The sequence below is a fragment of the Cytobacillus solani genome (genome assembly GCF_001420595.1).
In the GTDB taxonomy this organism is placed as follows: Bacteria; Bacillota; Bacilli; order Bacillales; family Cytobacillaceae; genus Cytobacillus; species Cytobacillus solani.
The window spans coordinates 4,054,584-4,071,245 of sequence record NZ_LJIX01000006.1 but is presented as its reverse complement, the minus strand read 5'-3'; the positions used below and the strand labels follow the sequence as shown (position 1 = coordinate 4,071,245).

The 16,662-nt window shown below is 38.8% G+C and carries 16 protein-coding genes and 2 pseudogenes; 15 read left to right on the top strand and 3 right to left on the bottom strand.

Annotation, left to right across the window (positions count from 1 at the left end):
- The first annotated feature begins 34 nt into the window (after nt 1–34).
- From AN957_RS22245 to AN957_RS28680, 7 genes are all read left to right on the top strand, one after another.
- Nucleotides 35–1,768, top strand: coding sequence for a methyl-accepting chemotaxis protein (locus tag AN957_RS22245; RefSeq protein ID WP_053474537.1), 1,734 nt, complete (start codon nt 35–37; stop codon nt 1,766–1,768).
- 591 nt (nt 1,769–2,359) lie between these two features.
- Complete coding sequence (locus AN957_RS27145; protein WP_075209216.1) at nt 2,360–2,659, top strand: heterocycloanthracin/sonorensin family bacteriocin; 300 nt, start codon at nt 2,360–2,362, stop codon at nt 2,657–2,659.
- Nucleotides 2,660–2,815: 156 nt separating this feature from the next.
- Entirely contained in the window at nt 2,816–4,771 is a 1,956-nt protein-coding gene (locus tag AN957_RS22235) for a putative thiazole-containing bacteriocin maturation protein (RefSeq protein ID WP_053474539.1), read from the top strand.
- The gene (locus AN957_RS22230; protein WP_053474540.1) at nt 4,768–6,714 is read left to right on the top strand and encodes a TOMM precursor leader peptide-binding protein; all 1,947 of its coding nucleotides are present in this window, start codon (nt 4,768–4,770) and stop codon (nt 6,712–6,714) included. The genes AN957_RS22235 and AN957_RS22230 overlap by 4 nt, the downstream gene beginning before the upstream one ends.
- 21 nt (nt 6,715–6,735) lie before the next feature.
- Complete coding sequence (locus AN957_RS22225; protein ID WP_053474541.1) at nt 6,736–8,313, top strand: SagB family peptide dehydrogenase; 1,578 nt, start codon at nt 6,736–6,738, stop codon at nt 8,311–8,313.
- Nucleotides 8,314–8,635: 322 nt separating this feature from the next.
- The gene (locus tag AN957_RS28685) at nt 8,636–9,124 is read left to right on the top strand and encodes a DUF1064 domain-containing protein (RefSeq protein ID WP_056686092.1); all 489 of its coding nucleotides are present in this window, start codon (nt 8,636–8,638) and stop codon (nt 9,122–9,124) included.
- Nucleotides 9,117–9,296, top strand: a complete 180-nt coding sequence (locus AN957_RS28680) for a tyrosine-type recombinase/integrase (RefSeq protein WP_342668518.1) — start codon at nt 9,117–9,119, stop codon at nt 9,294–9,296. The genes AN957_RS28685 and AN957_RS28680 overlap by 8 nt, the downstream gene beginning before the upstream one ends.
- Nucleotides 9,297–9,364: 68 nt before the next feature.
- Here AN957_RS28680 and AN957_RS28935 read toward each other — a convergent pair whose 3' ends face one another.
- Nucleotides 9,365–9,490, bottom strand: coding sequence for a hypothetical protein (locus tag AN957_RS28935; RefSeq protein WP_256376260.1), 126 nt, complete (start codon nt 9,488–9,490; stop codon nt 9,365–9,367).
- A 276-nt stretch (nt 9,491–9,766) separates the two neighbouring features.
- Between AN957_RS28935 and AN957_RS22215 the strand changes: the two genes are divergently transcribed.
- Nucleotides 9,767–10,057 (top strand): YopX family protein, encoded by a 291-nt coding sequence (locus AN957_RS22215; RefSeq protein WP_172797668.1) that lies wholly within the window; start codon nt 9,767–9,769, stop codon nt 10,055–10,057.
- Between the two features lie 56 nt (nt 10,058–10,113).
- Here AN957_RS22215 and AN957_RS27135 read toward each other — a convergent pair whose 3' ends face one another.
- Nucleotides 10,114–10,296, bottom strand: a complete 183-nt coding sequence (locus AN957_RS27135; RefSeq protein WP_379999526.1) for a YjfB family protein — start codon at nt 10,294–10,296, stop codon at nt 10,114–10,116.
- Nucleotides 10,297–10,911: 615 nt separating this feature from the next.
- Between AN957_RS27135 and AN957_RS22210 the strand changes: the two are divergent.
- From AN957_RS22210 to AN957_RS22205, 4 genes and pseudogenes are all read left to right on the top strand, one after another.
- A pseudogene (locus tag AN957_RS22210) lies at nt 10,912–12,389 on the top strand (reverse transcriptase domain-containing protein); the annotation flags it as partial.
- Nucleotide 12,390: 1 nt separating this feature from the next.
- A pseudogene (locus tag AN957_RS28675) lies at nt 12,391–12,622 on the top strand (HNH endonuclease); the annotation flags it as partial.
- 54 nt (nt 12,623–12,676) lie between these two features.
- Nucleotides 12,677–12,826, top strand: coding sequence for a hypothetical protein (locus AN957_RS28315; protein ID WP_156341158.1), 150 nt, complete (start codon nt 12,677–12,679; stop codon nt 12,824–12,826).
- Between the two features lie 38 nt (nt 12,827–12,864).
- On the top strand, nt 12,865–13,434 hold the full coding sequence (locus AN957_RS22205; protein ID WP_053474544.1) for a hypothetical protein: 570 nt from the start codon (nt 12,865–12,867) through the stop codon (nt 13,432–13,434).
- A gap of 183 nt (nt 13,435–13,617) precedes the next feature.
- Here AN957_RS22205 and AN957_RS22200 read toward each other — a convergent pair whose 3' ends face one another.
- Nucleotides 13,618–14,016: a RidA family protein gene (locus tag AN957_RS22200; RefSeq protein ID WP_053474545.1), complete on the bottom strand. Its 399-nt coding sequence runs from the start codon at nt 14,014–14,016 to the stop codon at nt 13,618–13,620.
- A 288-nt stretch (nt 14,017–14,304) separates the two neighbouring features.
- Between AN957_RS22200 and AN957_RS22195 the strand changes: the two genes are divergently transcribed.
- The 3 genes from AN957_RS22195 (at nt 14,305) to AN957_RS28670 (ending at nt 16,661) form a co-directional block, all read left to right on the top strand.
- Nucleotides 14,305–14,670, top strand: coding sequence for a DDE-type integrase/transposase/recombinase (locus AN957_RS22195; RefSeq protein ID WP_053474546.1), 366 nt, complete (start codon nt 14,305–14,307; stop codon nt 14,668–14,670).
- A 722-nt stretch (nt 14,671–15,392) separates the two neighbouring features.
- Nucleotides 15,393–15,992 (top strand): class I SAM-dependent methyltransferase, encoded by a 600-nt coding sequence (locus AN957_RS22190; RefSeq protein WP_231690013.1) that lies wholly within the window; start codon nt 15,393–15,395, stop codon nt 15,990–15,992.
- A 420-nt stretch (nt 15,993–16,412) separates the two neighbouring features.
- Entirely contained in the window at nt 16,413–16,661 is a 249-nt protein-coding gene (locus AN957_RS28670; RefSeq protein ID WP_053474547.1) for a reverse transcriptase domain-containing protein, read from the top strand.
- The last annotated feature ends 1 nt before the right edge of the window (nt 16,662 follow it).

Genomic DNA, 16,662 nt, shown 5'->3' with positions numbered 1-16,662 from the left:
AACAAGATAGAAAATTGAAAGAGGAGATATCAGCATGAAATCAATCAAGTTTAAGCTTATTAGCATCTCGCTATTGTTACTTGCTATACCAAGTTTAATCATTAGTTTAGTTAGCTATGAAAATTCAAAAGACAGTTTAGAAGCGTCGGGAAAAATGATTCTAAAAAATAGTGTAGAATCTGCCATACAATTAATAAATGAATTAAATGAAGAAGTTGAGCATGGGGAATTAACTTTGGAGGAAGCTCAAGAAAAGGCTAAGGAAATACTAATCGGACCGAAAAGAAGTGATGGGACTAGGGAGATTGTAAATCCAGTAGATATAGGAGAATATGGGTATTTGTATGCTATTGATATGAATGGCGTACAGGTTGCTAGTCCCTCTGTTGAAGGTCAAAACAATTGGGATAATAAAGATAAGAATGGGAAGCTATTTATTCAGGAGAAGATAAAGAAAGCTAAGTCAGGTGGTGGATTTACAACGTTTTATTTTGTGCTCCCAAATAATAAAGATCAAGTTGCTGAAAAAATATCATACTCTAAGTTGGAACCACATTGGGGATGGGCTGTTTCAGCAGGAGCATATAAGATGGACTTTAATAAACCAGCGAATGAATTATTAAATATTTTAGCAATTACACTTAGTTTAGCTTTAATAATTGGAACGATTATTGCTTTATTATTCGCTAAGCACTTGGCAACACCTCTTACAAAGCTTTCAAAAAAGGTCAACGATGTGGCAGATGGAAATTTATCTGTTTCATTAGATGAGTTGAAGCGAAAAGATGAAATAGGCTCGCTAAACAAAAGTTTTAATGAGATGGTTTTACATTTAAAAAATTTGATTGGGAATGTAGAAAATTCGATTACCGAAATTCAAGGGACCTCCTTAAATTTAACAGCAGTTGCCGAAGAAACGACAGCTTCAGGAGACGAAATTGCTAGAGCAATTGATGAAGTTTCACGAGGTTCTGTTCAGCAGGCTTCTGATGCTGATGATACGAATCAAATGACTACTAAATTTGCGAATCAAATCGTAGTTGTGCATGAAAAAAATAACCATATGTTAGAGTCCTCTCAAGATATGCAGCTTGCCAATGAAAAAGGACTAGAGAATATCCAGTTCCTTAAAGAAAAATCCGGACAAACATCAGAGTTAATCAATCATGTTCAACGTGTCATCATCAGTTTAATTAATAAAGTGAAAGAAATCGAAAATATTGTAGGAGCCATAAATGATATTTCTAACCAAACCAATTTATTAGCCCTCAATGCTAGTATTGAAGCAGCTAGAGCGGGAGAACATGGAAAAGGTTTTGCAGTTGTTGCTGAAGAAGTTAGAAAGCTGGCAGAACAAACATCAGAAGCGACGCTTAAAGTAAGAGAATCCTTGAATGGTATTGAAACTGAAACGCACTTAGTAAACGAAGAAATGGATAAAACATTATTAATCGTAAATGAACAAAATCAAGCCGTGAATAGTACGGAATCTGCATTCAATCATATCGAATCTTCCGTATATAATATTATAACTGCGATTTCTGAGACAGCATCAGGTGTAGAAGCTCTCATGGATGCAAAGGATCTGATTGCAAAATCGGTTGAAAGTATTGCAGCTATTAGTGAGGAAACCGCTGCTTCAGCAGAGCAAGTGACTTCTTCTGTTGATGAACAGCAAAAAGCCATTCAAGTAGTAACTCAGTCTGCAACAAAATTATCAGATGAAATTAATGATCTAAAGCAAGCTATAGACAAATTTGTTCTGTAAAATATACGAATGTAAATAAATATTATCGTTTTTTAATATTACAGCGTTAATAACTTATCAAAGAAAAGAAAGTGAAAAATCCTAAGCTTCATTAGGATTTTTCACTTTTTTGCATTTTCTATAAAAATCTTACTAACATGAGTATTTTCATTTAGGAACCAAAGAAATAGTTTATTAATTGCCGCGATACCATGAAGGATGTCTCCAATAGGTCACTAAAGACCAAAGACATTCTCATACTCCATTAAGAGCTCATAGACATGAATGGAATAAAGTAAGTGCAACCTATCCAGTACCACCAGCACAAATTTAGGAGATTGAAACTAGTTTTTTAATGATTCAGCTGCCGATCAAGGGATTTTTTTTATTTTTGGTTTTTATAATCATCTTGTTTTCGTTTTAATAGTCTTTTCCAGTTCCGTTAAATTAGGCTTATGTATCAGTAACAATACCCATCTATTGTACATAATCTGTTGATGAATTCTAATATTCAATGTATTCATCTGGTATACAGTTCTTTTTTCGATTTAACTTGGCTGTTCCCGTTTCAAGTTGCGGTATCCCTTATTAATTTGTTTGAGGAGGAAAAAAATGAATAATTTCCAAAGTGAACTTCAAATGTTGAATGTTGGCGATTTCCAAGCGACTCAGGCAGTCCCTTGGGATCAAAATCAGTACTATACCGATCAGGATCGACAATTCATTGGTTTAGGATTTGGTTTTGGCCGATGCTTTAGTTGTTTTAGCTGTTTTAACTGTTTTAACTGTTTTAACTGCTTTAGTTGCTTCCGTTGCTTTAACTGCTTTAGTTGTTCTAGTTGCTCACGCTGCTCCAGATGCGGCGGGGGCCGTTGTGGTGGCGGTGGTCGCTGCGGTGGTGGCGGCAGCTAAGCCGGTTAATAGTTTAGTTTTCTATTTGAGAAGATCCCTGCATTGTTGCAGGGGTCATTCTCTATAAGTTAAGACATAACGGACAAATTGCAGTACATACGATGTTAGTGGCAGGATATTGAACATTTATGTTCACAAGCGGTAAGGAGGAGAAAGATGACAAATTTGAACCCTTCTATGCGTATGAAAGTGAAAAGGGACACGTTTTATCTCCCTGAACCAAACAGAGGTGTGTATTTTCGAAACAACTTAAGTTCATTCCGTATCGAAGGCAGTGGGATCGATCAATGGGTTGAGAAGTTGTTGCCGATGCTCAATGGGGAGTATACGTTAGAGCAGTTGACTAACGGATTGCCTGGCCCATACCGGGATCGGGTATATGAAATTGCAGAAGTGCTGTATGCGAATGGGTATGTCCGAGATTTAAGCCAGGACCTTCCGCATCAATTGTCGGATGATCATATTAAAAAGCATGCATCTCAAATTGAATTTGTGGATAATTTAGTTGGTTCTGGGGCGGCACGTTTTCAAGTTTTCCGTCAGGCCAAAGTGCTGGCAGTTGGTTCGGGTCCTATTTTAAATTCATTGGTTTCTTCGTTGATTGAATCGGGTTTGACTAAGATCCAAGTACTAATCACAGACAAGGTTCCGACCAATAGACAGAGGTTAAAAGAACTCGTGGAACATGTACGAAAAATAGACCCAGAGGTTGACTTAGAGGAAGTTCCGCGAAAGAAGGAGGGTTGGCGAGAAATAGTGAAGCCCTTTGATTCGATTTTGTATGTGAGTCAGGAGGGAGAACTAGAGGAACTTAGACATCTTCATACAGTTTGCAGGGAAGAGAAGAAAATGTTTCTTTCTGCTATATGCCTGCAGCAGGTAGGTTTAGCAGGTCCATTAGTACATCCAAATTCCGAGGTGTGTTGGGAGACAGCATGGCGCCGTTTACACCATTCTGTATTATTCAAAAATAAGCAACTCCCTCCCTTCTCTGCCATTCCGGGATCGTTGTTAGCCAATGTGATCGTATTTGAAATGTTTAAAGAGGTTACAGGAGTCATGGAATTGGAACAGAGGAATAAGATTTTTCTTCTGGATTTGGATACATTGGAGGGAAACTGGCATTCACTTTTGCCTCATCCACTGGTAACAAGCGGTAATTCTGCTGAATGGGTTGAAGATGTCGAAAGCCGGCTGCAAATAGGCTTAAAGAAAGTTGAGCCAGGTAAATTACTTCTTTATTTCAACCAATTGACGTCAGAAGAATCTGGGATCTTCCATATTTGGGAGGAGGGAGATTTAAAGCAGCTTCCGTTAGCTCAGTGCCGCGTTCAGGCAGTTGACCCGTTGTCGGAGGGTCCGGCTGAGTTGATGCAAGACATTGTCTGTTCAGGTTTGACTCATGAGGAGGCACGAAGAGAAGCAGGACTAACTGGGATTGAAATGTATATATCCCGAATGGTCAGTTTGATCGTTAATACTCTGCCAATAAATAAAAATGTTGAAGGAGGTTTAGTAGTACCGGAGGAAATGGTCGGGGTTGGAGCTGGTGAATCGTTTGTGGAAGGTGTTGGCCGTGGGTTGCAAAAGTGTTTGGCAGAGGAGCTTAGCAAGCAACAACTTAATCAGAAGTATTGTGTTTCTCGAGTACAGTTGAGTTTTATAGAAGATGAGAGATGCAGGTTCTATTTAGAGGCACTGACTACGATGCGGGGAGCGCCAATTATCGCAACAGGAAAGGAAGTATCCGGTTTTCCTGTAGTCTGGGTAGGTACGAAAGATGGATGGTATGGCAGTGCAGATTTAAATATAACAATGGCGTTACGGAAGGCATTACAGCAGGCACTTATCAAAGTGCAAGACAAAGCAGACTCCTCTAATGAACTAGCCTGTGAGGTAACGTCCGTACTTTTGGAAGAAAAGATGCCGGTTAGTCTTAGCATTCCTGCGTATGAAGAGAGGATACAAGCGGACCTCCTACAGGGAGCTATGGAAATATTGGAACGGAATGGCAAACGGGTCTTAGTATTCGAATTAGGACTTGAACCTGTTTTTAAAGAGCAACTAGACGGAGTGTTTGGTGTTTTGCTGCTAGAGGAGGAATCACATTGAGTGCCTTCGTTTTGGTTGTCGGAGAGGGGGTACTGGCGGACCTTGTAAGCGAGGAACTGTCAGCACACCAACTAGTTATTCGTAAGACCAATTTTGAGGAAGGAGTTCCAAAAAATACTGACTTCGCCCTTGTTTTGGATGATGGTTGGGAACCCTCTGTTCATCAAAAGGCGGAAGAAGTGTTACGAAAGACTGGTACTCCCTGGTTAAGAGGCTTCATTTCATTTGGAGAGGGTGTAGTTGGTCCGCTCGTACGACCAGGTGCAGCAGGTTGCTCTCAATGTGCGGACATGAGGCGTCTCATGGGAGGACGTGACCGCACAGAGATGTGGGAGGTGCAAAAGAGGCTTGCTGTGGCCGGAGGAATGGAAAGTGACCCGTGGGCTTCAAGTACCGGACTTTTGCAAATGGCTCACCTGATTGGGAGTGAGGTACAGAATATATTACAAGGTGATAAGGCTTATTCGGAAGGTAAGGTGTATCTAATTGATTTGAAAACACTGAAGAGTTCCTTGCATACTTTTCTACCCGACCCGTTGTGTTCGGTCTGTGGTCGATTACCCGACGATTCACAAACATTAGCCAAAATTTCACTGCAGCCAAGTCTGAAAATCAGCTCCAGCAGTTTCCGCTGCCGTCCATTGGATGAGATGAAAAAAGTTATTGTCAAAGACTATCTGGATAATCGTACTGGCCTTTTGAATAGTAAAATGTATGACCTAGTGACTCCATTTGCTGATGCGAGTGTCAATCTGCCTATGTTTACCGGAGACGAGGGAACAGCTGGCCGGACTCATTCATACGCAGAAAGCGTGTTGACAGCCATCTTAGAGGGATTGGAGCGGCACTGTGGTTTGGAGCCACGTGGGAAACGGACAGTAATCCATGATAGTTTTCGTAACCTGGAAAATCAAGCGCTCAATCCATTGAAGGTAGGAGTACACGCAAAGGAACAATATGAGCAGCCTGGTTATCCATTTAAATCGTTTGATCCTGCCCGTTCTATTAATTGGGTGTGGGGTTATTCGCTGTTAGAAGAGCGTCCAATTCTGGTTCCAGAGCTCCTTGCCTATTACAGTGTTGGATGCGGGTCACACGGTTTTATCTATGAAACTTCCAATGGATGTGCACTAGGAGGAAGTTTAGAGGAGGCCATTTTCTACGGAATTATGGAAGTGGTCGAGCGTGATTCATTCCTTATGACTTGGTACGCGAAGCTAAACCTTCCACGACTGGATCCTTTTACAGCTGACGACCTGGAGTTGGAATTAATGGTCGAACGGATGCGAGCAGTCGCTGGGTATGATTTGTATTTGTATAACTCCACGATGGAACACGGTATTCCAAGTATTTGGGCAATGGCTAAAAACAGAAAGGAAAAGGGATTGAATCTCATCTGTGCTGCCGGAGCTCATCTGGATCCGGTACGGGCGGTGAAAAGCGCGGTTCACGAGCTTGCTGGCATGATGCTGAACCTTGATGAAAAATTTGAGGCGAACCAGGAGGAGTATGAAAGAATGCTGCATGATTCTTCCCTAGTTCGGCAGATGGATGACCACGGAATGCTATACGGTTTGCCGCAAGCAGAAAAGCGCTTAAGCTTTTTGCTTGACGACAATGGCCCAATGCGAACTTTTAAGGAGGAGTTTATGTGGAAGTCGAATCATACGGATCTTACCGATGATTTGCAAGACATCCTTCATGTGTTCCGTCAGTTAAACCTTGATGTAATTATAATAGACCAGACGACACCGGAAACGAGACGAAACGGATTGTATTGCGTAAAAGTACTGATTCCGGGGATGCTGCCGATGACATTCGGGCACCACCTTACCCGCCTGACAGGGCTTGAAAGGGTACTCCGCGTCCCTATGGAGCTTGGGTATACGAATAAACCATTGAGACCAGAACAACTCAATCCACATCCGCATCCGTTTCCTTAAGCAGTGATTAGGAGGTAGAGAATGAGTCTGGAAAAATTTCTGCACAATCTGCATTTTGATATTGATAAAGCAAATCAGCCGAACTGGGAAGCGGATTGGGAGGATGCACCGCTTGCATATAAACTCTACAGTGGATTACCGGTTGTTCCATTGTCTGCGGAAGTACCGCTGACGCTTACGGGAGGAGAACCTCCGGCTAGACTGGATCTTAATAGAGTTGGTCATTTTCTCTGGTATGTATTCGGTTTTACTCAATTGAGCCAATCAGTCTTTCCGATGGATTCCACAGAGCAAGATTCCTACCCTTTGCAGTCGTATCGGCGGTTTGCTCCTTCTGGTGGAGCGTTGTACCCTAACGAATTGTACGTGTATTTGAAAGTAGAGGGACTCCTTGATGGAGTTTATCATTATGATGCAGCACACCATAGCCTGGTATTGCTGCGGGAAGGGAATTTTGATTCCTATATAGCAAGAGCTCTGGGCAATCGGTGTGACATCTCCTCGTGTTTTGGTATTGTCTTTGTGTCGACAAGGTTCTGGAAAAATTTCTTTAAATACAACAATTTTGCGTACCGACTCCAAGGATTGGATGCGGGTGTGCTGATTGGACAGTTAATGGAGGTAGCGAAACGGTTTGGCTTCGCCTCAGGGGTGTACTTTCAATTTCTTGATACCGCAATCAATCATCTTCTTGGATTATCCGAACAGGAGGAGAGCGTATATAGTGTAATCCCACTTTCGGTGGAAACCACTAACTGGTCTACTAACGGAAGGGGACTATACGAAAATGTTATATCGGAGGAATTGAGACAAGAGCTGCCAGCGATTCACCCAGAACATTTCGAGCGGTCACTTAGTGTCAGAGAATATCCGATGATAACTGCGATGAACGAAGCTTCTAAGCTGAATTCCACATGGGCATTTCGGGTGATGGAGGGGAGGGGAATTGCGGAACGTGTGGATCCCGCAGTGGTATTACCTCATATAGAGCCTCTGTCGTATGATCTGGCCGAGGCCTGCGGAAACCGATTTTCTCCCGACATGGATTTCGTTTTGGGAATGGTGAGTCAACAACAACTGGCCGCCCTTCTCCTAGAAGCTACAGCTTCTTTTTCATACCGAAATGATTTAGATGAAGCATATAGGAGTTCCTTCCCTCGTGTAACAATTTACAGCTGTTTATATAATGTTGAAGGTATTTCAAATGGGGCGTACTATTATGACAGTACAGAACACATGTTAAGAGAAATTTGCCCAGGAGACCATCGACTCCATTTGCAGACTGGAATGTCTCTGGATAATGTGAATTTGCTCCAAGTACCACTTTGCCTGCATGTGGCTGGTGACAAAAAATTCTATAAAAAAGAACTAGGATACAGGGGATATCGAATCCAACAGATGGAAGCAGGCATGCTCGTGCAACGATTGCTTTTGGCCGCTTCAGCTCTCGGGATGGGAGGGCACCCGCTTCTTGGATTTGACGCGAATTTAAGTGATGAACTCTATAAAATGGATCAACAAGGAAAGACCAGCCTAATCCAAATCCCAATTGGTCCCTATCGATCTCGTCCTTGGCTGAGGGGAAGTTTGCACAGCTAATTCACTTCAAACGCATCAACCCTTTTCCCGTACCATCTCAAGTTTCTCCATTAATACTAAATGTTCTAAAATAAGTCGGAAATGCGGAGTGAAAATAGCAAAAATTTTACTTCGGCGACAACTTGATAATCACAAAAAAATAGAAGAGTAAAAAAAGAAAAAACCCTTGCTTTGTAGAGTGACCCAGTAAATTGAGACAAGGAAAAAACACCCCCTGTATCGTATTTAGTTAGTAACTAATCGATACTTCTGAAGGGTGTTTTTTATATGGGAAAGAAGGTACATTATCCAATCAACACCTAAGTACGGAAATAAAAAAACAATGGTAGATGGGATCACGTATGATTCACGGGCAGAAGCCATTTATTACAACCAATTAAAGTGGAAAAAGCATGCAAAGCAAATTAAGGATTTCAAGTTGCAGCCAAGGTACCTACTTCAAGATAGTTTCAAAAAGAATGGAAAAACTTATCGGAAGATTGAGTATATTGCAGACTTTGAAGTAACTAACCTAGATGGCAGTACCCAAATAATTGATAAAAAAGGTGTAATCACAAAGGAATTCGCAATCAAGCAAAAACTTTTTGAACTAAAGTACATGGATTCAATTACTCTCTTGAAATATATAAATGTCCAATTTGTGGAGGTGTATTTAAGATCAATAACGAACTACAGCAACATATCAGCAAGTTTACGATTGATAAGAACACAGCAGCATATCTTTTCCAGTCAAGAAGAGGTCAGGACCGCATACACAGGGTTCAGGCATGGAAGATTCTCAATGCTGAGCTCAAGAGGTTGGTATAAGTGAGATAGGTACTCACACCCTTAGAAAGACGTTTGGATATCACTTTTACCAAAAGTACAAGGATGTCGCGGTCTTACAGCAGATATTTAACCATAGTAGTCCTGCGGTGACAATGAGGTATATCGGGATTAACCAGGACATTATGGATGAAGCTGTTGATGGGTTTAGTTTATAGATTTTGTATTATGTTTATTAACATTGAAAGTAAAAAAGCGCTAAGAAATTTAGCGCTCCAAACAAGAATCAAGGTCCACAAATTTTGTGGTTGCCAACATGACTTCCACATGCTGCTGAAGCACCAGAAGTAAAAGCAGTAGAAGATAACAATATTCCTAATGCGATAGCTATGTAAAATAGTTTTTTCTTCATAGTTTCACCCCTTTTCAATTACTAACTAATTATAACAAATGTTGGTAATAAATCAGGGTGAATATTTCGTAAAAATCAGACAATAAAGTGTATTAATCGACACAGTAGTTAGGAGGAATGAACGTGCGTGAGATAAAATTTGATGCAATCTATAAGCCGACTGGCGAACACTTTAATCCTATTTGAATTAATTTTAATGACAATACAGTGGTAGGGAATTTTGACGGTCAACAGGGGGACTGGTGCCACTTTTCTTTAGATGGTAAATATGGCGATGTGATTTTAAGGCAGTACTCAGGCCTAAGAGACAAGAACGGCAAGGAGATTTATGAGGGGGATATAATCAAAAAGAAGTTTAAAGACAGAGAAATCGGGGAGTTCTATGCAATCGGTCAAGTGGTTTTTGGGAAATGGTATGCAGGATTTACCGTTCCATATAATTACCACGGTTATAACAAATTAGAACGATTGAGCAGCAGTGAAGATAAAGATGGTTGGGTTGTTGCTAATCGTGATATGGAAGTCATCGGAAACATTTACGAAAATCCGGAGTTAATCAACTCTTGAATTAAGATGTTTCAAAAAAAAGAAAATGCACTCTTAGTTGAATGCATTTTCTAATCTTAAGCTTTTAAGTCAATTGACTTACCTAAAGTCGGATGAGATGCTTCTAACATTTTAATTAATTCAGCACTATTTTGCTCCGTAGACTCCATGACTTTTTTTGTCAGAGCAATGCTAACATTTTGTTTAAGTGTAGCTTGATTCATTCCAATTGATAATGCTGCAATATCCAAAATATTCACCTCTTTTTAATATATCGGATAGGTTTCGAGAAATTAAATAAGCAAAGTGTTGTGCGCCCATAAGGGCAGATAAGAATTCGCTGTGTGGCAACAGCGTAGGTTAAAATTCACAATCTATACCTATCATCAATCATCTTATCCGAAAGGGAAACCAGACGGGGAGTGTAGCATGGTGAATAATGCCATAAGTTGGCGAGATTCTACGTCACGACTGAATGGCTAGATGAAATATGTAAATAAGGAAGAAAGCTATACTGCTTGAATGATAGTCTAAGGACGATGATGCTTGCGCATGAAGAATGGAATCTGAAACTTCATGAGAATATGGGGGAGGTGTTGGAACACTGCACCAAACCAAGTGAATCATATTCTTCCATCTACCATCAGTAGAAACAGACGAAAGTCACTTCCGACATTACAATAAGCTATGTTTTTATCTGTCTAAATGGGGATTACCTAAGTTGGAAAGCCTTTTGAGGCTATGATAGTTGTATCTGAATATCCAATAGGGTAACGGAGTTTCCGTAGTAGTCTGAGATAGGGAAAGCCTATTACATGGCGAAGGGAAACAGTTTGTCGAGTTTGATACGAAAATGGGTCAATGCGGGAGGCATTATGAGAAATCCGATATTAGTGTTAAACACTCTATCTTCCAAAGCGAAAATAAAAGGATATCAATTTGAACGCTTGTATAGGAATCTATACAATCCTGAATTTTTTCTCAAAGCTTATGGGAAAATATATGCCAAAACAGGGAATATGACTGCTGGTTCTGATGGAAAGACAGTTGATGGTATGAGCATTGAAAGAATTGAACGTATTATCGAGAGCCTAAGAAATCAAACCTATAGTCCAGTGCCTGCAAAACGTGTGTATATTCCCAAGAGTAACGGAGGAAAAAGACCTCTAGGAATTCCGTCTTTTGAAGATAAGCTTGTTCAAGAGGTAGTTAGAAACTTATTGGAAGAGATATATGAACCTGCTTTTTCACCCAATTCACATGGATTTAGACCAAGAAGAAGCTGTCACACAGCACTTCTACAATGTAAAAATACTTTAACACATACAAAGTGGTTTGTAGAAGGTGACATCAAAGGATTCTTTGATAATATTGACCACCATATTTTAATAAACATTCTTCGCAAAAGAATAAAGGACGAAAAGTTTATTAATCTAATATGGAAGTTCTTAAAAGCTGGCTATCTTGAGGATTGGAAATTTCACCAAACATACAGTGGAACCCCACAAGGTGGGATAATCAGCCCAATATTATCTAATATCTATTTAAACGAATTGGACATTTATATCGAGGAATATAAAGCTTCCTTCGATAAAGGAACCAAAAGAGCAGCTAATAAGGAGTACATGAAAATAAGCAAAAAAATACATGAACTCAAGAAAACACTTCACAACGAATGGCAAAATCTTACGGAAGAAAATAGGTTTAATTACAAACAGGAAATCAAAAACCTGTACAACTTACGAGGTACTATGCGGAGAACGGTTCAGAATGACCCTAATTTCCGAAGAATACAGTACGTAAGATATGCCGATGATTTCCTTATAGGAATTATAGGAAGTAAACAGGACGCCGAAAAGGTTAAGGAAGACCTAACAAGATATCTAAAGGAAAAGCTTAACTTAGAGCTATCACAAGAGAAAACCCTAATTACCCATAACAAGAAGAAAGCACGTTTCTTAGGATATGACATCATGATTTCGCAGGATGAATCCCTCAAAGGAGGTACTTTCAAGGGACAGAAAATTACTCGCAAATCTGCAAAAGGTAAATGCTATCTCAGTCTACCTAGAGAGAAATGGATTAACAAATTATTATCTCTAGGTGCGCTTAGAGTGTCCTTCGGACATATCTGGAAGCCAATACACCGTACCTACTTAAGTAATCTTGAAGATATTGAAATAATCAGTACGTACAACAGCGAAATTGAAGGACTATATAATTATTACAGAATGGCTTTCAATGTTAGCAATCTTCATAGCTATTATTATGTAATGAAATTTAGCTTTCTTAGAACAATGGCTCAGAAATATAAGTCATCGGTAGGTAAAATGGCTAGTAAATACAGAGTTCANCTTCATTGTTAGACTGTTCGGTGGAAGGACTAGCTTAGTAGAGCGCCTACTTGCGAATAAATGTGAATGGTGCGGAGCTGAGAACGTACCCATCGAAGTTCACCATGTGAGGAAAATAAAAGACCTTAAAGGCAAAAAGTTATGGGAGCAAAATATGATAGCGAGAAGAAGAAAAACCATGACACTGTGTAAAGAGTGCCATGTAGACTTACACGCTGGAAGACTAGATTGACAAATGGAGAGCCGTATACATCGAGAGGTGTACGTACGGTTCGGAGGAGAGCGTTTGGAAACCTATCATAGCAATATGACAAGGCGCTGGGCGCTTATCCTACCATTAGACGAAAACTGTGAAGTGAAATGGCAGAATCAGGAAAAGGTAGTTAGTTGTACAAGTTTAACAGTTGTCCAATCCCAGCCATACTCACAAACATAATATATTTATAAGATTAAAATTTTATGAGGTGATTTTCAATGGATAATAATAACCAACCTTTTCAGGGTTGCTGTCCACTTAGTCCGGGTTCAAAACCGCCAAAGCTGCCAAGATTAATTGGTCCTCCAGGTCCACCGGGACCTCAAGGTATTCAAGGTCCTCAAGGTATTCAAGGCCCAGGAGTTACTCCTGCATTCGGTTCATTGTATGGGGATATTACAATTAGAGAAGTTATGTTTGGTGGACTAATAGAGTTTGATCCACCTGCTGGACCTAGTTTAAATACAGTGCCAGATCCCGCAACGAATACTATTGCTATCCAAATAAATGGTGTTTATGAAATTAGCGCGGACATCACTGTATTGCTAGAATCCGGAGAATCCGTTGGATTCTGGATTGAAGGCAGTTCTACAGGAATGATTGTAGGATCCAGATTCGATACCTTTATTAGCAACATACAAGGAGATATTATTATGAATACCACGATAGGAAGGACAGTTCAAACAAATTTAATTGCAGGAGAAACGGTGTTTATAAGGGCCGTATCTGAGGCTGGTAGTGCTCGATATAGATCTGCGTCGTTTACTGTAAATCGTATCGGACCATAAATATGGTCATTGAGAAAGAGATTAGTTAAACCTATAAAGAACCCAAAAATATTATTTAAAGTTTGGTTAGGGTTGTCACATTCCGAGTATTTAGCGAAACAAAATGACAGATCAGTTTATGTGAATTAATAAAACCTACGCATAAACGGAGTAAATGCGTAGGTTTAGGTGAAGTGTATTATTTTAAATTTTAGCAGCCCAAATTTCGATTTCTATCTTTATTTCTGGTAACCCTAATTTTACAATATAACCAATTGTCATTGCAGGATAATTGGTTCCAAATAATTTTTCCCACTTAGAATCAAAATATTGCCAATCAATATTTTCAGTAGCCCAAATATTAACCTTGATAATATTATCAGGAGATAAATTATCAGATTGTAATACTTTTTGTATATTTTCAAAAGTATTCCCAATTTGTTCGTTCATATCATCTGGAATTAAACCATTTTTGTCAATTCCTATTTGACCAGATGTCACATAAAGTTCTGCATTTCTTGGTATTTTGGTGATATGAGTATATTTCCCAACTGGTTCAGGAATCCCAACAGGATTGTTTCTAATAATTTTTTCAACGTTCATTTAATTACCTCACTATTTTGTATTACTGCTGTGTACCTCAAAGTCATTTTTGGACACACTTCACCCCTTAAAATGACTTCTAGAAAAAAACAGCAGTTGAGTACCCATATCCAATTGATAAAGAGCTTAGCGACTTTTTCTTCATATGATCTGGGATACTCCTTTCTTTACTTAATAAGGTAATTTATTAGAAATAAGTATAAACTATATCAGATTATTAATACAATATTTAAGTTTGTACAAGATAGGATTTGTTTTCTTCATCAGCCAACGAGCAGGATTATTAAATTGACAGAAAGAAACTTTGTGTTAAGTACGTTAAAAGAGGCATTAAATAAACGTCGACCAAAAAATGTCCTTTTGCATAGTGATCAAGGATCGGTATATACCTCCTATGCTTATCAAAATTTCGCAAAAGAAAAAGGCATTATCACAAGCATGTCTCGCAAAGGAAACTGCCATGATAACGCCGTAATCGAATCCTTTCACTCCTCGCTAAAGTCGGAAGGATTCAAAGACCATAGAAGATCTTCTAACACTAATATTAAAGTAATAGAGATTGTGAATCAATATATGTGTTACTATAACGAAAAACGAATACAGGCAAAATTAAACTACCTGGCTCCAATCGAATACGGACGACAGGTAGCATAGGTGTTTTTTTAAAGTCCCATATTCGCGGGTCAGCTCAATACACAAGGGTTTTTCGTATGTGGAACATAGGGGACTCGAACCCCTGACCTCTACGCTGTCAGCGGGATTCAAGTAAATAAACTGGGTTAAATGAGATAAATGTAGATTAATTAAGTCTTGTATATCAAGGGTTTGATGGCTACTAAAAGAAATCTAGGACAATCTAGATAAAATAAAAAAATTAAGTCTGTGCACACATTCGTGCACACTTTTCTCTTGAAGGTAATGTTGAAGAAAGGAATTATGACAGCCATCCATTTTTCTTATTGAGCTAACCATTTAAAAAGATCAACTAGAACTTTTTTGGTTGAACTAAGTGATCTTATTGTGGATTGTGGCATTGTAAAAAAGCTTGTCATAATTAAGTATGATCGTTTATAAAAAATATGGATCAAAATATTGTATTAATTATACAGAATTCACTTTTTTACTTTTGTAGATGCTCAGAATTCCCTAGCATGTTACTCAATTAAAGGGCCAGATTGTTGAATAACACCTTTAAAATGAACTGGATATTTATGTTAATATTAGTTGGGAATGTAAGAAATGAACTTAAATTAACGTGGCAGTTTAATTGAAGATGGCATTAGTAACTTATGGTAAAGTAAAGTTTGAATATTCATGAAATAGGGTAAGGGAGACGAATATGAAAACAACTAATTACACCAAAATCGCTGAAAAGTATGATAAAAACCAATACAGAAGCAATGAGATTCGATTACGATTTAAAGGAATACATTGAAAACAATAGTAAATCTGAATATCATGTATTAGATTTATCCTGCGGAACAGGTCTTTTCTTGGCAAAACAAATAAATTATTTTGAAGAACTCAACATAAAGTGGTATGGACTGGACTTATCAGAACAAATGTTGAATAAGGCTAATGAAAAGGTGCAAAATGTAAAATTTGTTAAAGCTGATGTAGTGGATATGCCTTATGTTTCAGAGACTTTTGATTTTATTTCAAATAACTATGCCTTCCATCATTATAGCGATAAAGGACAAGCATTAAATGAGATTTATCGTGTTTTAAATAAAGGCGGTATCTATAAATTACATAATATCGCAATTCATAATATGCCTAAATGGTGGGTTTATCACTACTTTCCAACTGCTTATTTTGAAGATTTAAAGAGATATTGGCAGAAGGAGGTTATCTTTAGTGAGCTTAACTCAAGAGGCTTAGAAGTAATTCTAAAGGTTGAGTATAGGATGGAAAATATAAGGGTAATGGATTACCTCAGTTACGCTGAAAATAGAGTATTTCCGTACTTACTTTAATTAATGATAAGGACTATGAGGAAGGATTAGAAAGAATGAGATACGATTTAAAAAATAATCCTGCCAAAACTATTGTAAATGATTTTGCTGAAATGTTTTGTATCGCTAAAAAAATATAGTTTCCTTCTACTGCAAACGTGGAAAACGTAGTACCTTACTTGAGAAAGGAAATGGTGAATCCCGTGGGGGATCTCTTGGAGGGAGGAGTGATCTTTGCATAAGAAGATAAGCTATTCACGGAAGGAAGAATAACAATGCTTTTGAATCAAATCCTGTCACGGGAGAATAGCTTCTAGCATTAAAGCGAGTAGAAAAGAATAAAGGAAGCCATGGTGTGGATGAGATGCCCGTACAAAGCCTGTCCGTAGAGTCGAAATTCCGAAACCTGATGGCGGTGTTCGGTTACTAGGTATTCCAGCCGTGACAGACCGTTTGATACAACAAGCAATCGCCCAAGTGTTATCGAAGATATATGACCCAATGTTCCCGCACATAGTTATGGTTTTCGGCCAAATCGAAGTAGTCATGATGCGATGTGGAAAGCAAAAGAATATCAAAGAAGGTTACAGATGGGTAGTAGATATGGACCTGGAAAAGTTCTTTGACAAGGTTAACCATGACAGACTTATGAGTACATTAACGAAAAGAATCGACGATAAACCATTATGAA

What these genes read in the sequence shown, in the direction of transcription:
- AN957_RS22205 (WP_053474544.1), top strand. Translation starts at nt 12,865, where the DNA reads ATGGATAATAATAACCAACCTTTTCAGGGTTGCTGTCCACTTAGTCCG.
- AN957_RS22225 (WP_053474541.1), top strand. Translation starts at nt 6,736, where the DNA reads ATGAGTCTGGAAAAATTTCTGCACAATCTGCATTTTGATATTGATAAA.
- AN957_RS28935 (WP_256376260.1), bottom strand. Translation starts at nt 9,490, where the DNA reads ATGAAGAAAAAACTATTTTACATAGCTATCGCATTAGGAATATTGTTA.
- AN957_RS22245 (WP_053474537.1), top strand. Translation starts at nt 35, where the DNA reads ATGAAATCAATCAAGTTTAAGCTTATTAGCATCTCGCTATTGTTACTT.
- AN957_RS22190 (WP_231690013.1), top strand. Translation starts at nt 15,393, where the DNA reads ATGATAAAAACCAATACAGAAGCAATGAGATTCGATTACGATTTAAAG.
- AN957_RS22200 (WP_053474545.1), bottom strand. Translation starts at nt 14,016, where the DNA reads ATGAACGTTGAAAAAATTATTAGAAACAATCCTGTTGGGATTCCTGAA.
- AN957_RS27145 (WP_075209216.1), top strand. Translation starts at nt 2,360, where the DNA reads ATGAATAATTTCCAAAGTGAACTTCAAATGTTGAATGTTGGCGATTTC.
- AN957_RS22235 (WP_053474539.1), top strand. Translation starts at nt 2,816, where the DNA reads ATGACAAATTTGAACCCTTCTATGCGTATGAAAGTGAAAAGGGACACG.
- AN957_RS28685 (WP_056686092.1), top strand. Translation starts at nt 8,636, where the DNA reads ATGGTAGATGGGATCACGTATGATTCACGGGCAGAAGCCATTTATTAC.